The organism is Rosistilla carotiformis, assembly GCF_007753095.1.
Classification (GTDB): domain Bacteria; phylum Planctomycetota; class Planctomycetia; order Pirellulales; family Pirellulaceae; genus Rosistilla; species Rosistilla carotiformis.
This window is the reverse complement of the sequence record NZ_CP036348.1, coordinates 5,376,118-5,392,449: the sequence shown is the minus strand read 5'-3', so window position 1 is coordinate 5,392,449 and position 16,332 is coordinate 5,376,118. Positions and strand designations below refer to the sequence as shown.

The following is a 16,332-nucleotide window of genomic DNA, read 5'->3' as shown; positions in this document are numbered from 1 at the left end:
ATCCTGCCAGCGTTTTCATGATGTTTCGCCTTCCCATTGCCCTATTGCTGATCGTTGCTGCCGGTTCGCTGCCTGCTCAGTCGCCAGAGTTTGCTGTCGATGTGATGTCGGTGTTGTCCAAAGCGGGCTGCAATCTGGGAACCTGCCACGGCAATCTCAATGGCAAAGGGGGGCTGAAGCTGTCGCTGCGTGGACAGAATCCACGCGATGACTTCCGGACTCTGGTCGAAGAAGCGCGCGGCCGACGCGTCAACGTGTTGGCTCCCGATGCGAGTTTGATCCTGCAGAAGGCGACGGGGGCTGCGGCGCATCGCGGCGGGATTCGCTTCGATGCCGATTCGCAGGAGTACCGCGTGATCAAAGAGTGGTTGCAACAAGGAGCTCCGGCACCTTCGCCCGATGCCGCTCATGTGATCCAGTTGGATGTGACGCCACCGGAAGCTGTCGTCGCCGCGCCGCAGACCGATCTGCAATTGAAGGTTATCGCGCAACTGTCCGACGGCACGTCGCGCGATGTCACCGATCGCGCCTGCTATGAATTGTCGAACTTGATCGCGGAGATCAGCCCCGGCGGCCGAGTCACTCGACTCGCCCAAGGCGAAACCACGCTGATCGTTCGCTATTTGAACATGCAAGTTCCGGTCTCGATCGCATTCATCGATGCCCGTCCCGAATTCGTCTGGGACGCGCCACCGATCAATAATTCGATTGATCGTTTCGTCTGGGACAAACTGAAACGTCTGCGGATCAATCCGTCGCCGCTGTGCGATGACAACGTCTTCATCCGCCGCGCGTATTTGGATGCGATCGGACGAGCTCCAACGGCGACCGAGGCACAACAGTTTGCAAGCGATACGCGATCGGACAAACGCCGGCGTCTGATCGACGAGCTGTTATCGCGGACTGAATTTGCAGACTACTGGGCACTCAAGTGGGCCGACGTCCTGCGAACCGAAGAGAAGGTTCTCGATGAAAACGGTGTCGAGATTTTTCATGGCTGGATTCGCGATGCGATCGCATCGGGACGCCCTTGGACTGAATTTGTCAGCGACCTTGTGACGGGAGTTGGCAGCACGTACGACCAGCCCGCGGCGAATTACTACCGGGCCAATCGCGATCCGGCGACGCGTGGCGAGACGACGGCGCGGCTGTTCTTGGGAACGCGGCTGCAGTGTGCCAAGTGCCACAACCATCCGTTTGATCATTGGACGCAGAGCGATTATTACCAGTGGTCGAGTCTGTTTTCGCAGCTCGATTACGAACTGGGGGAAAACAAACGGAAGGACAAGCTGGACAAAAACGAGTTTGTCGGCGAACAGGTCGTGCTGGTCTCGAAGCAGGCGGAAGTCAAGAATCCCACGACCGGCAAGGTCGCTCCCCCGAAGTTCTTGGGCGGACCGACGTTAGATGAAAAGGCGCGCAAGGATCGTTTGCAATCGGTCGCGGATTGGTTGACGACCGAGGACAACGAACTGTTCGCCCAGTCGCAGGTCAACTTCATCTGGTATCACCTGATGGGGATCGGGCTTGTCGATCCGATCGACGATTTCCGATTGACCAATCCCGCAAGCAACCCGCCACTGATGCGGTATCTTGCCGATCACTTCGTGCAACAGAACTTCGATCTCCGCGCGGTGGTCCGCGAGATCATGAACTCGCAGACCTACCAGTTGTCGGCGCTCCCCAACGCCACCAACGCGCACGATCAAACCAGTTACTCCCACGCGATCGTGCGACGCTTGCCGGCTGAAGTGCTGCTCGATTTGCAGAGCGATGTGTTGGACGATCCAGCAGCGTTTGATGGGTATCCCAAGGGGATTCGCGCGACGCAGATTCCCGGTGTTCAGAAGCGGCGCAAACGGGACGCGAGGCTTCAGTTGGGGGATCGGTTCTTGAAAACGTTTGGCAAACCGGAGCGGATCCTGGCCTGCGATTGCGAACGTTCCAACGAAACGACGCTCAAGCAGGTCTTCATGTTGATCGGCGAAGGACTGAATCAACGTCTGGCGTCGCGCAGCAACCGGATCGCCCGCTTGGCGGCATCGGAACTCAGCGGAGCCGAGATCGCCGATGAACTCTACTGGACCGCGCTGACACGTCCGCCGAGCGACGCCGAACGCCAACGGGCGGCGCAGTTGATCGACAACGCGTCGGATCGACGTACCGCCGTCGAAGACCTCGCCTGGGCGCTGCTGAACGCCAAAGAGTTTTTGTTCCGGCGATAGCGAACGAGACGATTGTCGTTCGCGCCAAGGAATCTCTTCGCGACGAAGATTAAGCTTCGGTCAATGCTTTGATCGCGTCGATCACGTGCTGATCGTGACCGTCGACTTTGACACGCTTCCAAACTTTGGCCACTTTGCCTTCGGCATCGATCACAAATGTCGAGCGTTGGATTCCCATGCTTATTTTGCCGTACATGTTCTTTTCTCGCCACGCTCCATACGCTTCGGCGACTTTGTGGTCGGGATCGGCCAACAGCGGAAAGTTGAGTTCGTATTTGGTGCGGAACTTGGCGTGCGAAGCGGTGTCATCGGGGCTCACGCCCAACACGGTCGCACCCAATTCCTTGATCTCTTCGCTGCGATCGCGGAAGGCGCACGCTTCTTTGGTGCAACCGGGCGTGTCGTCTTTGGGATAGAAGTAGAGGACCACAGGGCTCCCCTTCAAGCTGGACAAACGGATCTTGCCCCCTTCGTCGCTAGCCAAATGAAACGCGGGAGCCTTCTGGCCTGCTTCGATCCAGTCTGACATGAGTGATGTTCCTTGAAGTTGTTAGATATCGCAACGCGTTCTGGAAAGAGGTGGGCGTTGCAAGCGGTTGGTTTCGAGTTGTTTTGGGGATGGCGGCGAAGCCTTGCGGCGACGCTGCACGCCCATATTAGGCGCGTTCGGGCGATCCGAAAAGCAGGCGGGCGACGATGCAGACGGCCGATGTGTGCAGCGAACCGTGGGGCTGGCTGGAACGATCGGCTTGTTGCTTCGCTGGGAACGCGCAACGGAATGACTGGAACAATCGGTGCGACCGCGCGTCGAACCGCTGCGCGACGGCCGAAGATGGCGGGCGTGGCTTCGCTTTCTAGCAAATTTCCCTGCCTCTGATTTGTTCCGACAACACCCGTAACGTAGGGTTCCTTGGCATTTCTGCCCATTCCATCGAATCCATTCATGACGTTGTAGCGGGAGTCGTTCGTGTTGTTTGCCAGTCTTTGCCACAAGCGTGTTGTGTTTGTTGGGGTGATCGTGTTGTTCGTTGTTGCCGGAGCTGTCTTTGGCACAACGCGTGGCGATCAGACCGGACATGTTCCACCCGCGATCACGCCGATGGATCCGAACCTGGTGCTCGGGTACTCCACGTGCGCGAAGTGCCATCCCAACGAGATCGAAGTTTGGAAGGGAACGCCTCACTACGCAACGTTCGAAGAACTGCATCGTCGTCCCGAAGCGAAGCAGATCGCGCAGAAGTTGGGCGTTTCGTCGATCAAATACGACGGCCGTTGCATCTCGTGCCACTACACGCAGAAAACGGAGAACGGCGAAGTCTCCGCGATTTCCGGGATCTCTTGCGAATCGTGCCACGGGCCTGCAAAGAACTGGATCGATCTCCATTACAACTATGGCGGCGCCGGGATCACGCGTGAAAGTGAATCCAAAGAGCATCGCGAGAAACGGATCGCCGACAGTATCGCCGCCGGGATGCGGAATCCGCACAACATCTACACGATGGCGCAAAGCTGTATGAAGTGCCACACCGTTCCCGATGAGGAACTAGTCAACGTCGGCGGACACAGCAGCGGCAGCCTCGATTTCGAAATGGTCTCATGGTCTGAAGGAATGGTACGACATCGCTTCTTGGCCGGCGGCGGAACTCACAACGCCAAGCACACGGCCGATGAGTTGAATCTGTTGTTCGTTAGCGGGATGATCGCCGATCTGGAATTCAGCTTGCGAGCCACCAGCAATGCGACCTCCAAAAGCACCTACGGTTACACCGTTGCAAAGCGTGCCTCGGCAGTCGCCAAACGCCTCGCCTCGGTCTACAAAAAGACACAGATTCCTCTGTTGCGAGAGATCATCGAAACCTACATGTCGGTGCCGCTGAGCATCAACAATGCCGACGCGCTGAACGATGCGGCTGACAAGATCGCGAAGCTCGGTTATCAGTTTGCCGAAGAACATACCGGCGCCGAACTGACAGCCATCCAGCCCTACGTACCGGGCGAAGAACGTTGGCTACAGCAGCGATAGCCGCTAGCTATCCACCAAGTGTCGAACAAAGCACGGCCGTTGTCCCACCAAGGACTCCGCCGTGCTTTTTTCATTGGCACGGCAAGATCCACTCAAATCCTTCGTGCAGGTTACGGCTGCACGATGTCGATTGCCGCGTGGTATGATGGGAGAGGTCAGTCGTATTGTATTTCCTCGTTTAACCGCGAGCTCATTGGGGCGTGCGGCCCTCAAAAACGTGGTGCGATGCCCACGCGGTTAATAAAAAAATCCGTCCTCTCTACTAGACTCCAATTCGGTAACGCGGGAAGGATGACGAAACTATGGGACAAACGCTAACGAAGGTCGAAGAGCGGATAGCCAAACTTGAGAAAGAAATGGTTCAGCTTCGCGAGATTGTAGATCGGAAGCCACCGCGGGCGGGGTGGATAAAGAGGCTCGTGGGTTCACATAAGGAAGATCCGGTTTTCGATGAAATGGACCGCCTGGGGCGTGAAGCTCGGCAAACGGATCAGATGGAGTACGAAGACTAGTGTTTCTTCTGGACACCGATCATGTGAGTGTCTTGCAGCGTGCCACAGGTCACTCGTTTGAGCAGCTGATACGCCGCCTTCAAAGCGTGCCCGAAGAGAATGTCTTTCTGTCGATCGTTACATTTCACGAACGTTTTCGTGGTTGGACCAGTTTGATTGCCAAAGCAAAGACCGATGCGAGCGTTGTTTTAGCGTATCAGCGATTGAGAGAAACATTGCAAGAGTTCTCCGACGTGCAGTTGGCCGATTTTGATGACGCGGCAGCCAAAGTCTTTGCCTCATATCGGTCCCAAAAGATTCGCATTGGAACGATGGACCTGCGGATCGCATCGATCGCGATCGCCAACGATCTGACCCTGCTGACTCGCAACACCGTCGATTTTGTTCGAGTGCCGAACCTGCGGTTCGAAGATTGGACGGCTGCCTGAATTCGTTTATTGCCAATCGCCCGATAGACGTAAGATGAAGTCGAGTGCTTGGCGATCGGCCTGATCGCTTCCGCCGCTGGAGATCGCTTCGACAAACTCGTTCGCGATCGATTCGATCCGCAAGTTGGCTGTCTCCAAGATCGCTTGATCCGCCGCGGCGGTCAGCCGATCGTTGCCGGCGGTGTCGCGGAAGATCACGTCATCGTCCCCACCGCCCCCTTCGATCCGGATCACGCTGACCTCGCTCGCATTGATCGATTGCGTTGCTCCATTGATCGTCAGGATGTGCTGCCCCGATGCACTCGCTGCTGGCGTGACCTCGATGATGTCGCGATCGTCGGTTCCCAGAATGGTCAAGGTTGCACCGGATCGCTGCAACTGAACGCCCTGAACTTCCGAACTCGAGACGGTGTCGCGATCGATCGGTCGCGAGAGGATACGTCCCGAGTTGACGTATTGGGCTTTCTTTCCCGCTTCCATGAAGCTGTTGTTTTGCGAAACGCCAGCCGGTTCCAGGACGATCCCGGTGATTTGGTTCTCCAAAACCGTCCCGCCCGTGCTGCCGGCAACCGCGTTGCCGTCGTGGTAATCGGTCGGTTGCTGTTGCGTGACGGTGTAGGTTCCCGCCGGTAGGTTGGTAAATTGGTAGCGTCCCAACGCATCGGTTGCTGTCGCGGCCGTGATCGCTTGTCCTTGGAGATCGGTTCCCGACAATCGCACAGTGATCCCGCTGAGCATCATTTCGCCCGCGTCGGCGGACGTGTTCTGGTTCGCATCGACCCACACGCTGCCTGAAATCACGGCGGTTCGTGGATCGTCTTGAATCTCGACGGTGTGCCTGCTGGGGGAACCAACGCTGACCGCCCCATCGACCGCATCTCCCGCGACGGCGATTTGGAAGACCGCGGTTTCAAAAGGCTCTTGGAGATTGTCGTCGGTCAATTGCAACTGCACCGGCAACGTCGTTCCCGTTGTGCTTCCGGCGGGGAAGGTGATCGAGGTCGTCGTCAGCGTGTAGTCGGCGCTTGATGCCGTCCCCGTTCCGGTTGCAGTGATATTCACCGTGACCGCTTCGCCGATCGATCCGCCAGCTCCCGCATCCAAGCGGACGTTGAACGAATGCGAACCGGCAGCTTCTTGGACCGTGCTGGTGGCGGAGGTGAAGGCGAACTGAGCGGTATCGTCGTTGGTGATCGTCGCTGTCGCAGAATTGTCGGCAAGCGTCACGCGATCGCCGATTCCGGCGGGCAGCCCCGCGAGCGCGTCGAGTATCAACTGGAACGTCTCATTGCGTTCGACTTTGGCATCACTGCCGATTTGCACGACGACGCTGCGTTGGGTGACGCCATCAAACGTGAGCGTTCCGTTGGTGTTGACGTAGTCGTTGTCGGCAAGGGTTGCGGTGCCATCGGACAACGAATATCCGATCGAGAATCCCCCCTGCACGATCGCACTGGCTGTCACATTAAAGGTCAACGCGCCGGCCGATTCGGAACCGCTGACATCGGCGACCGTGATCGTTGCGGTGTCGTCGTCGACGATCGACGCCGTGACGGAGGTAAAGTCGACGGTCACACGATCGGCCAATTCGTTGGGAACACCGATCAGATTGCCAAACGCGACCGAAAACGACTCGTTCGCTTCGACGATGTTGTCCGCCGCGACGACGATCCGGACGGTCTGCGTTTCACCAGCGGTGCCGACGAAGTCGAGCGTCGAATCGACTGCCGTGAAGTCGCCATCAGCCGCTCGCGCGGTGCCATCGACCGTTGCGTAAGGCAAGCTAAACGACGATTGGATAGGATTCGATAGCGTCACGGTGTAAAGGAATTCGGTGCCGGTGGCCGAGGTTCCTTCGTTCTGCGTGACACTCGTTTGATCGATCGACAGGGTGGTTGTATCGTCGTCGACGATCGTCACGATCGCGCGGCTGTCCGGAATGTCGACGCGTTGCCCCGAAGCGAGCTGCTGCAACTGGCCCAAGTTCAGTTCGAACGTCTCGTCCCCTTCGACGCGGTTGTCCTTGATGATCGAGACGGTGATCACCTTCGTTTCCCCTGCATCGCCGTTAAACGTGAGCGTTCCATCGTTGTCGATGTAGTCGCTACCGGCGAACGCAGTCCCGTCATCGGTCGTGTAGGGCAACACAAAGCCGCCGGGAACGGCATCAGTCAACTGGACCATGAACGAGAGAACCGTCGCGTCGTCGCCGGTTCCTTCGGTCTCGCTGGGGGCCAGAGGCGAAAGGATCAGTCGCGGGAAGTCGTCGTTCTGAATCGTTGCTGTGGCGGGCGAGCCTTCGATGTTGAGTTCGCTGAGTATCGAAGCCGCAGGTCCCGTCGGAGTCCCCAGCGAAACGGAAAAGTTCTCCGACGCTTCGACGCGATCGTCCTGGTTCACATCGATCGTGATCACCTTGGGCGTCGTCGAGCCATCAAAAAAGACGAGCGTTCCGGTTCGGGCGACGTAATCGTTGTCGGCAACGGTGGCGGTCCCGTCGACTGTGCTAAAAGGGATTCGCAATTCGCCTTGGACCGGCGCGGACAATTCGACTGTGAAATCGAACGGCGTGGTCGTCTGCGAAGATCCTTCGTCGGTCGCCGCTGGCGGAATCAAACGCAGCGTCGCCGAATCGTCGTTGACCAAGGTGGTCGTGATCGACGGATCGACCAGCGTCAACTGGCTCAAGATCTCGGCGGATACGTCGGTGATCGGACCGATCGCCAACTGGAAGGTCTCATCGGTTTCGACCTTATTGTCGCGTGTGATCTGCACGCTGATCGTTTTTGTCAGCTCGGTCCCTGAAAAATTCAGCGTTCCCGAATTGGCGACATAGTCATCCCCGGCGGTCGCGGTGCCGTTGGAACTTGCGTAGGCGAGAGAGAATCCATCTTGAACCGGGTTGGAGAGCGTGACCGTGTAGTCGATCGTATCGTTTCCGGTGGCCGTTCCCTCATCGCGACTTCTCTGCCCCGTGAGCGTGACGGTTGCCGTGTCGTCGTTGACGATCGTCAGAGTGATCGGGCTGCCGCTGATCGTGATCCGATCGCGAATCGAATCGGTGGTGGCGGTCAACGCGCCCAATGCGAATTGAAACTGTTCGTTGAGTTCGACGATGTTGTCGTGATTGACCAACACGGTCACCTGATGTGTCTCCCCGTCGGTGCCGACAAAGGACTGTGAACCGTCGTTGTCGATGTAGTCGCCGCTGGCCGCGGTCGCGGTTCCATCTTCGGTTGCGTAGTCGATATCGAAGCCACCGGTGACACTTCCGGTCAGGGCGAGATCAAACGTGAACGCGGTGGTCCCGCCTGCGGTTCCTTCGACCTGCGACGTCGTCACTGCGGTGACTTGCAATGTCGCCGTGTCGTTGTCGCGATTGATGACCGTGAGGTCGCGTGGGTTGAAGCCACTGAAGCGGACGTCGTCGCTAACAACGGCGGACGTGACGATCGTGGTCGCGATGTCGCCGTCGACACTTGCGTCGTCGACACCGGTGGCCGTCACACGCTGTGGAACGTCCCAGTTGTCGGGCGTGAAGACCAGCTGGATGTGCGAAATCGTGACTTCGCCGCTGTCATTGCTTGCCAGATCGAAGCGAACTTCGCCCGTGGGTTGTTTGGTCAGGACGGCATCAAAAAAGGTGGTCGTTCCGTTTTCGGAGGTTTCCAGATCGCCGGCGGGAGTGAAGCGGACGCCCACCTCGTCGTCGATGTTCGATGCAGTGATCGCGGGAATCACAACAGCCGCATATTTCGCGTCGTCGCTGCTGATCGTTGCGTCGACGGTATAGTCGACTTGGTCATCTTCCAAGCTGTCGTCGATGCCGCTGACCGTGACCGTTTGTGCGATGTTCCAATTGGCGGGGGTGAAGGTCAACGTTTGCGGATCGACCGTTCCTTCGGTGGTGTCGGACGAGACAAGCGTCACCGTCACGTCGCTGGTCGGTTCGCTGTTCAAGACGACGACAAATTGATCGGAGGTCCCGTCCTCGCCGGTCGTTAGATTCCCAGGAGGCGTGACCGTGACGCCGGCGGTGTCGTCGTTGAGGTTTTGGAACGATTGAGCTGGCAGCGTGAGCGCCGCGTATTTTGCATCGTCGCTGCTGACACTGAACTGAATCTGGTAATCGATGTCGCCGTCGTCGACGTCGTCGTTCACTCCGCTGACGGTAACACTCTGCGGCACGTTCCAATTGTCGGCGGTGAAAACCAGCGAACTCGCCGAGACGGTCCCTTCGGTCGTGTCGGTCGATGTGATCGCGATCGTGACGTCCGATGTCGGTTGGCTGTCGAGAACGAATTGCATCGTCGCAGCCGTTCCGGTCCCCGCTTCGCTCGTCTGCGTAGTCGTCGATGGCGTGAGCGTGATTCCGGCGGTATCGCCATCGTCTTGGTTGGTCAGCAAAATGTCGCGGGGATCGAATACGGAGAATAGCGGATCGTCGCTTTGCACGACCGACGTGATCACTCGGAAATCGACATCGCCATCGTCGATGTCGTCGTCGACGCCGCGAACGGTGATCGTTTGCGGAACGTTCCAATTGTCCGAAGTGAAGAGGACCGAATCGATGTCGATCGTCGCTTCGGTCGTGTCGCTGGAGGAGAGTCCGATCGTGACATCGCTGCTGGGCTGTTCGTCCAAGACAATCGTAAACGTCACCTCGGTGCCGGTCTCGCTGGTTGTGGCCGCCGACGGCGCGGAGATCGTGATTGGGACTTCGTCATCTTGATTGGTGACAACAACCGATGCGATCGGGATCGCGTTATAGACCGAATCGGTCGAGGTGGCGGTCAGTTGAATCGAGTAGTCGACGTCGCCATCCTTTTCCGCATCGTCGACGCCTGTGGCGGTGACCGTTTGCGGCACGTTCCAGTTCAACGTGGTGAAGGTTAACGTTTGCGGAGCGACTGTTCCCTCGGCAGTGTTGTCCGACGCAAGGGCGATCGTGACGTCGGCTGTCGGTTGTGAATCCAACTGCACCGTGAAGATCGCCACGCCCCCATCTTCGCTTGTCGCCAACGGGCCATCGGATTCGATGCGAACCCCCGCGACATCATCGTCCAAATTCGAAACGACAAGATCCGCGGTCTCGATCGCGTTGTATTTCGGATCGGCACTCAGGGCATTAAAACGGATCGAATAATCGACCGGACCGTCGTCGATGAAATCATCGACTCCCGTCAGCGTGACGGTCTGTGGCGTATCCCAGTTGGTGGCGTCGAAGATCAATTGAGTCGGAGCGACGGTTCCTTCGCCGGTATCGCTCGAGATCAGCTCGACAATCACCGACGCTGTCGGTTCAGAGTTCAGGACGACGGTAACCTCGGTCGAACCGTCGGCTGCCGTTTCGCTGGTGGTCACGTCGACACGTGGGCTGACGTTGATCCCCGCGACGTCGCCGTTGTCGTTGTTGGTCAGCAACACATCGGCCGGCTTGAGCCCTGAAAAATCGGGGTCGTTGCTGACGACGGCCGCCGTGATGATGCGGTAGGCGACGTTGCCATCGTCGATGAAATCGTCGACTCCAGTGACCGTAACGGTTTGCGGAGTGTCCCAGTTTTGGCTCGTGAAAGTCAACGAAGTCAGGTCGATCGTCGCTTCGCCAAGGTCGCTTGACGAGAGGTCGATCGTGACGTTGTCGGTCGGTTGTTGATCCAAGACGACAGTGAACGTGACGCTGGTTCCGTCCTCGCTGGTCGCACTGGAGGACGGTGCGGAGATCGTGACCGGAATCTCGTTGTCTTCGTTCGTGATTTGGACGGTTCCGACCGCCAAGGCGTTGTATTTGGGATCGGTCGATGTCAACGCGAAGCCAACGGTGTAGTCGACGCTGCCATCTTTCACGTCGTCGTTCTGGCCGACCACGGTGACGGTTTGCGGTTGGTTCCAATTGGTCGATGTGAAGGTCAGCGGTTGCGAGGTGACAAGCCCTTCGCTGTTGTCGCCGGATTGCGGAGTGACGGTGACGTTTTGCAACGGTTGAGAAGTCAATTGAACGGTGAAGGTTGCCACCGCCCCATCTTCGCTGGTCACAAGTCCCGTGGCAGGCGTTAGGTTCAGCCCGGCAACATCGTTGTTGGTGTTTCGTATCGCTTGATCGCTGACGGCTAGATCGTTGTACTTTCCGTCGGCGCTTAGCACGTCAAAGCGGATCGAATACGATGCGTCGCCATCATCGACGAGATCATCGACTCCGGTCACCGTGACGGTCCGGGGCGTATTCCAATTGCTCGTCGTAAACGTCAACTGAATTGGATTGACCGTTCCCTCGGCGGTGTTGCTGGACGTTAGATCGATCGTCACCGGGGCGACGGGCTGTGTCGCCAACGCGACGGTAAAGGTCGCGGTGCCTCCCGATTCGGTCGTGGTCAGGTTGGGATCGGCGTTAACGACAACGGCGGCTTGATCGCCAGCACTTTGGTTGACAACGGTCACGTCGGCAGGGTTGACGCCACTGTAGTTTGGATCGTTGCTTTGAATCGCCGACGTAATGATCGTGTAGCTGACGTCGCCATCGTCGATGTTGTCGTCGACGCCGGTCACCGTGAAGGTCTTCGGCTGGTTCCAGTTCTGGGGTGTGAAGACGACCGACGCGGGCGATACCGTTCCCTCGGTGAGATCGCTGGACGAGAGGGCGATCGTCACGTTGGAGGTCGGTTCTTTGTCGATGCTGACGCTGAAGGTCGCCTGCCGTCCCGTTTCGTCGGTGATCGCATCGCCGACCGGTTGGATCGTAACGTTGACTTCGTTATCGGCATTGGTCGCCGAGATCGATGGAGCTTGCAGGTCATCGTAAGCCGGATCGTTCGAAGCGAGCGAGAGGCTGATCGTGTAGCCGATATCGCCGTCCTGGACCGGATCGTCGATGCCGGTGAGCGTCACCGTCTGGGCGACATTCCAGTTGGTTGTCGAAAACGTAATCGGGCTCGGCGCGACGGTTCCCTCGGTGGTGTCGCTCGATGTGAAGCTGACGACGACATTGCCCGTCGGTTGCGAATCCAAACGGATATTAAAGCTGTCGGTCCCGCCGCCTTCGGTCGTTCTCAGCCCCGAGGTGCGGCTGATCGTCACCCCGGCCGGATCGTCATCGACATTCGTGACGGGAAGGCTTTGGTTCAGCACGTACTTGGGATCGGTCGATGTCGATGAAACCTGGACTGCGTAGTCGATGTTGCCATCGGAGAGCGCATCGTTGACGCCGCTGATCGTGATCGTTCGGGGCGAGTTCCAGTTACTGGTCGTGAATGTCTGGCTTGCGGGTGATACAGTCCCTTCGCTCGAATCGGACGAAGCGAACGAGACGACAACCGTCGCTGTCGGCTGGCTGCTCAACTGAATCGTGAAGCTCGTATTCTGTTGGGCTCCACTCTCGGCAGTCGTCAGGCCCGTTGCTGGCGAAATCGTAAAACCTGCCGTGTCGGCATCGTCGGCGTTGGTGAGCGAGACGTTGGGGACTTCGCTGGCACTCAGTTGATACTTCGGGTCGGCCGAAGCCGAAGCCGTCGTGATCACGCTGTAAACGATGTCGCCATCGTCGACATTGTCGTTCAGGCCGGTAACGGTCACGGTTTGGGGCGTGTTCCAATTGGTAACGTTGAAGCTGAGCGACGACGTCGATAATGTGCCTTCGGTCGTGTCGGATGACACCAAACCGACAGTCACATTGCCCAACGGACGCGATTGCAATCGGACGGTAAAGGTTGCGGTGCGGCCATCCTCTCCAGTGACCAGCCCACTTGTCGGCGTAACGACAACGCCGGCGGTGTCGTCATCGACGTTCGTCACCGTGACCTCGTTGGCACTGAGCGCCGTGTAAGCAGAATCCGATCCGGTCGGCTTGGCTAAGACGATCTTGTACGATTGATCGCCATCGTCGACGTCGTCGTTCTGTCCGGTCACCGTAACGGTTTGCGGGACGTTCCAGTTGCTGGTCGTGAAGACCAACTGGCTCGGCGAAACGGTCCCCTCCAACGCGTTGTTACTAGTCAATGGGATCGTCACCGTCGCGGTCGGTTGGCTGTTCAGCACAACGCGGAACGTGTCGGATCGCGTTCCCGATTCGCGTGTTGTCAAATCGGTAGCGTCGAGGATCGTGATCCCGGCCGCATCACCATCGTCGAGATTGGTGACCGAGATGTCCGACGGATTGACGCCGCTAAACCGACTGTCGGTGCTGGTGATCGCAGTGGTGATGATTTGATACGGAACGTTCCCGTCGGCGATGCTGTCGTTGACGCCGGTCACCGTGACCGTTTGCGGCGTGTTCCAATTCGTCGATGTGAAGCTCAGACTACTCTTGTCGATCGTTCCTTCGGTGGTGTCGCTGGAGGAGAGATTAAACGACACGTTGCCGGTGGGCTGTTCGCCCAGGCGAACTGTAAAGCTGGAACTTCCGCCGGCTTCACTTGTCTGCAGACCGGTCGTTGGCGTGATGATGATGTTCGATGCGATTTCGATCGATGCGCCGACGAGTGCCACTTCCGATGCCGGGATCTGACGCAGGTCCCACATTTGAATCGAACGCGTTGGCCCATCGGCGTCGTCGATCGAAAGGTTTAGCGTGCCGGGAGCCGATGGGGTGATTGTCGTCGAGAACAGCAAATATTCCGCCGTCCGCTGGGTGTCGTTCGACGGTGGGGTCGCATCGGAATCGCTGCCGCCGACTTCATCGATCAACCCAGCGGTGTTCGTGTTGCCATCGGGCGACATGCTGTAGCCGGGACCATGGGTGATCGCGCCCGATGCGGCGGCCAAACTACTGTCGTAGTTTACGTCGAGGTAGGCGCGGAAGATCCCGTCCGGAGCGGCGGTTTGCACATCGCGGACATACGCGCGCAGCGTATAGTCCTCCCCCACCGATAGCGACGTCACGGCACTCTGCGCCGCATCGACGAACTCAAACCGCAACTGCACGTCACCGGCAAGCAGTTGGCGTTGTTCGAGACATTCGGACTGCAGCACCCGCCGCCGCAGCGCACGCCGCCGCGAAGATGTCGATTTTCGTAACAGTTTTCGCAGGGAAAGTGGGGTTCGCATCAAACCTGGCGCGGGTAAAAGAGACGGGATGGGGAAGCGATCGGGCACGCGGCGACAAACCGTTGGATACTACTTGGGCCCAAAAAATTCCGCAATTTATTCCATCGCGGGATCGGTTTGTGTTACAGGAATACTAACGATCCGCACGATTGTGCCGATTGCATCCCCTGATTTGCAAACGGGAAGGCGTCTCCACAGTGCAAACCTGGACCGCGTCGGGTGGGTTTGCATGCCGATGTTTCACGAATTTTTTGAGGCGATGTTTTTTCGTCGGCTACCAACAAAAAAGCGTGTGACGAGACGCCACACGCTTTGCAAATTGTTCGATTCGTCGTCGAAAGGACGACTACGGGATTAAGGTGTCGAAGTTGATGAACGGAATCATCACGTTGTCGACATGGTAGAAGTCGGCTCCGGCACCACCATCGATCTCAATCGTGCCTAGCAGGCCCGGTGGGAAATCAACGTTGTCACGCAATTCCAGCGTGTCGGTTCCGGCCAAGAACAGGACCTTGACCATCGACTTGACTTCCACATTTTCCATGTACAGCAAGTCGTCGCCGGCGCCAAAATTGATGTCCAGCATGTCCAATTCCAACTGGCTGGCAACGCCCATGAATTGGACGTGGTCTTCGCCATTGTTGAATTCAAGGATCACCATGCCATCAAAGGTCGAACCCGACGTTGTATCGCTGACGTTGAACACGTCGTCGCCGTTGTCACCGACAAAGAAGATCGCCGCGTCGACGCCCAGTGATCCGGTATCACGTCCACCGATTTCGCTGTCGCGGATATCGGTTTGGCTGCCCCAGTTGCCCGTGCCATTGTTCAGGCTCAAGCCGTACTGCATGGTCGAATTTTGAGACAGGAAGAGGTCGAAGCCATTGCCATTGGCGATCGTGACCGCGTCACCATAACCTCCATTGATCGGAACGACGGTATCGCGGGCCTTGTTGTCAGTACCGATGTTGCTGTCGACGATGACGGTTTCTGTGTGTCCATCGAAGTTTTCGATGTCCAAGTGCCCCAAGACGTCCGCCTGGTTGAAGACAACAATGTCAACAGCCACGCTCAAGCTGGAGGGTGTTGCGCCGCCAGCGGTCGGCGGAGCTACGATCAATCCGGGAGGCAGTTGATCGCCGTTGACGATGTTGATGCCACCGTAAATCGTTGGCCGCGAGAGGGTTCCGGTTGGCAGGAAGCCTGTCGTGTCGGGATCGTTGGCCGATGTAAACGATGTTAAACTGCTGCCATTCCCATTCGTAATGCTCACGACGGGATCGGCGGGCGTGCCTGGGCCACCGGGACGGAAGAACTGTGCCGAACCAATCGATGTGGCGTCGACGACGGTGACATCGTCGCCATTACCATTGACGATGATCAAGGTTCCTTCGATCTCGCTGTCGCTGATCTCCGTCTTCGTGTCGCCGACATTGTTGTCGATATCCACGTTGTTACGGATGATCGATCCATCGATTTGCAATTCGCTGTAGGCGATGTCGGTTCGCGAAATCAGCAAGTCTTCACCGATATCCACATTCCTGAGGATGTTGGTGTCGTCGTCACGATTGGTGATGATCAGGTTTTGACCAATCTCGGTCGGGTTAGAGTTGTCACCCAACGTAAAGATGTCATCGCCATGTCCAAGATCAACGATGATATCGTCGGTGATCCCGTTGACGGTCAGCGAGGAAAAGGTCTGAGCTCCGCCATCGAGTGTTAGCAGGGTTCCGTTTTCGCCCTCGATAACAAACTGTCCTGGAACCGCGGTCCCATGCACAGCGATCTGATTGCTCGAAACATTACCATCGAGCGTCAGGTCGCCGAAGACGGTCGTGTCGACGTTGACGACACCGGCCAACAAACGACGGTCTTCTAAACATTCAGCCCTCAGACGTCGACGAGCCTGCTGTTTTCGGCGCGTGGATTCGGAAGGCTTTTTCGATTTTCGAAATAGCGACAACATTCTAGATCTCCCCGTAAGTAGCACTCGATGGCAACTTAGAAAAAACGAAACTGACTTGCCCTCCCTGGCCGCACGCCGATCCACATAAATCGGGTGCCGCAACGACCGCGCCTCATTCTGGCGATTGAAAGGATTCTTC

The 16,332-nt window shown here is 57.6% G+C and carries 6 protein-coding genes; 3 read left to right on the top strand and 3 right to left on the bottom strand.

The window, feature by feature from the left end:
* Window positions 1-17: 17 nt before the first annotated feature.
* Window positions 18-2,225 (top strand): DUF1549 and DUF1553 domain-containing protein, encoded by a 2,208-nt coding sequence (locus tag Poly24_RS19505; RefSeq protein ID WP_145099405.1) that lies wholly within the window; start codon window positions 18-20, stop codon window positions 2,223-2,225.
* Between the two features lie 49 nt (window positions 2,226-2,274).
* Here the strand turns inward: Poly24_RS19505 and bcp are convergent, their stop codons facing one another.
* Window positions 2,275-2,754, bottom strand: coding sequence for a thioredoxin-dependent thiol peroxidase (gene bcp, locus Poly24_RS19500; protein ID WP_145099402.1), 480 nt, complete (start codon window positions 2,752-2,754; stop codon window positions 2,275-2,277).
* 438 nt (window positions 2,755-3,192) lie between these two features.
* On the opposite strand from bcp, the gene Poly24_RS19495 reads away from it, so the two are divergent.
* Window positions 3,193-4,248, top strand: a complete 1,056-nt coding sequence (locus Poly24_RS19495) for a cytochrome c family protein (protein ID WP_145099399.1) — start codon at window positions 3,193-3,195, stop codon at window positions 4,246-4,248.
* Between the two features lie 511 nt (window positions 4,249-4,759).
* Entirely contained in the window at window positions 4,760-5,188 is a 429-nt protein-coding gene (locus Poly24_RS19490; protein ID WP_145099396.1) for a type II toxin-antitoxin system VapC family toxin, read from the top strand.
* A 6-nt stretch (window positions 5,189-5,194) separates the two neighbouring features.
* Here Poly24_RS19490 and Poly24_RS19485 read toward each other — a convergent pair whose 3' ends face one another.
* Both Poly24_RS19485 and Poly24_RS19480 read right to left on the bottom strand, forming a co-directional pair.
* Window positions 5,195-14,227 (bottom strand): beta strand repeat-containing protein, encoded by a 9,033-nt coding sequence (locus Poly24_RS19485; RefSeq protein WP_145099393.1) that lies wholly within the window; start codon window positions 14,225-14,227, stop codon window positions 5,195-5,197.
* A gap of 346 nt (window positions 14,228-14,573) precedes the next feature.
* Window positions 14,574-16,193 (bottom strand): hypothetical protein, encoded by a 1,620-nt coding sequence (locus Poly24_RS19480; protein WP_145099390.1) that lies wholly within the window; start codon window positions 16,191-16,193, stop codon window positions 14,574-14,576.
* Window positions 16,194-16,332: the final 139 nt, after the last annotated feature.

Coding starts and splice junctions, on each gene's coding strand:
- Poly24_RS19505 (WP_145099405.1), top strand. CDS start 18: ATGATGTTTCGCCTTCCCATTGCCCTATTGCTGATCGTTGCTGCCGGT.
- Poly24_RS19480 (WP_145099390.1), bottom strand. CDS start 16,193: ATGTTGTCGCTATTTCGAAAATCGAAAAAGCCTTCCGAATCCACGCGC.
- bcp (WP_145099402.1), bottom strand. CDS start 2,754: ATGTCAGACTGGATCGAAGCAGGCCAGAAGGCTCCCGCGTTTCATTTG.
- Poly24_RS19485 (WP_145099393.1), bottom strand. CDS start 14,227: ATGCGAACCCCACTTTCCCTGCGAAAACTGTTACGAAAATCGACATCT.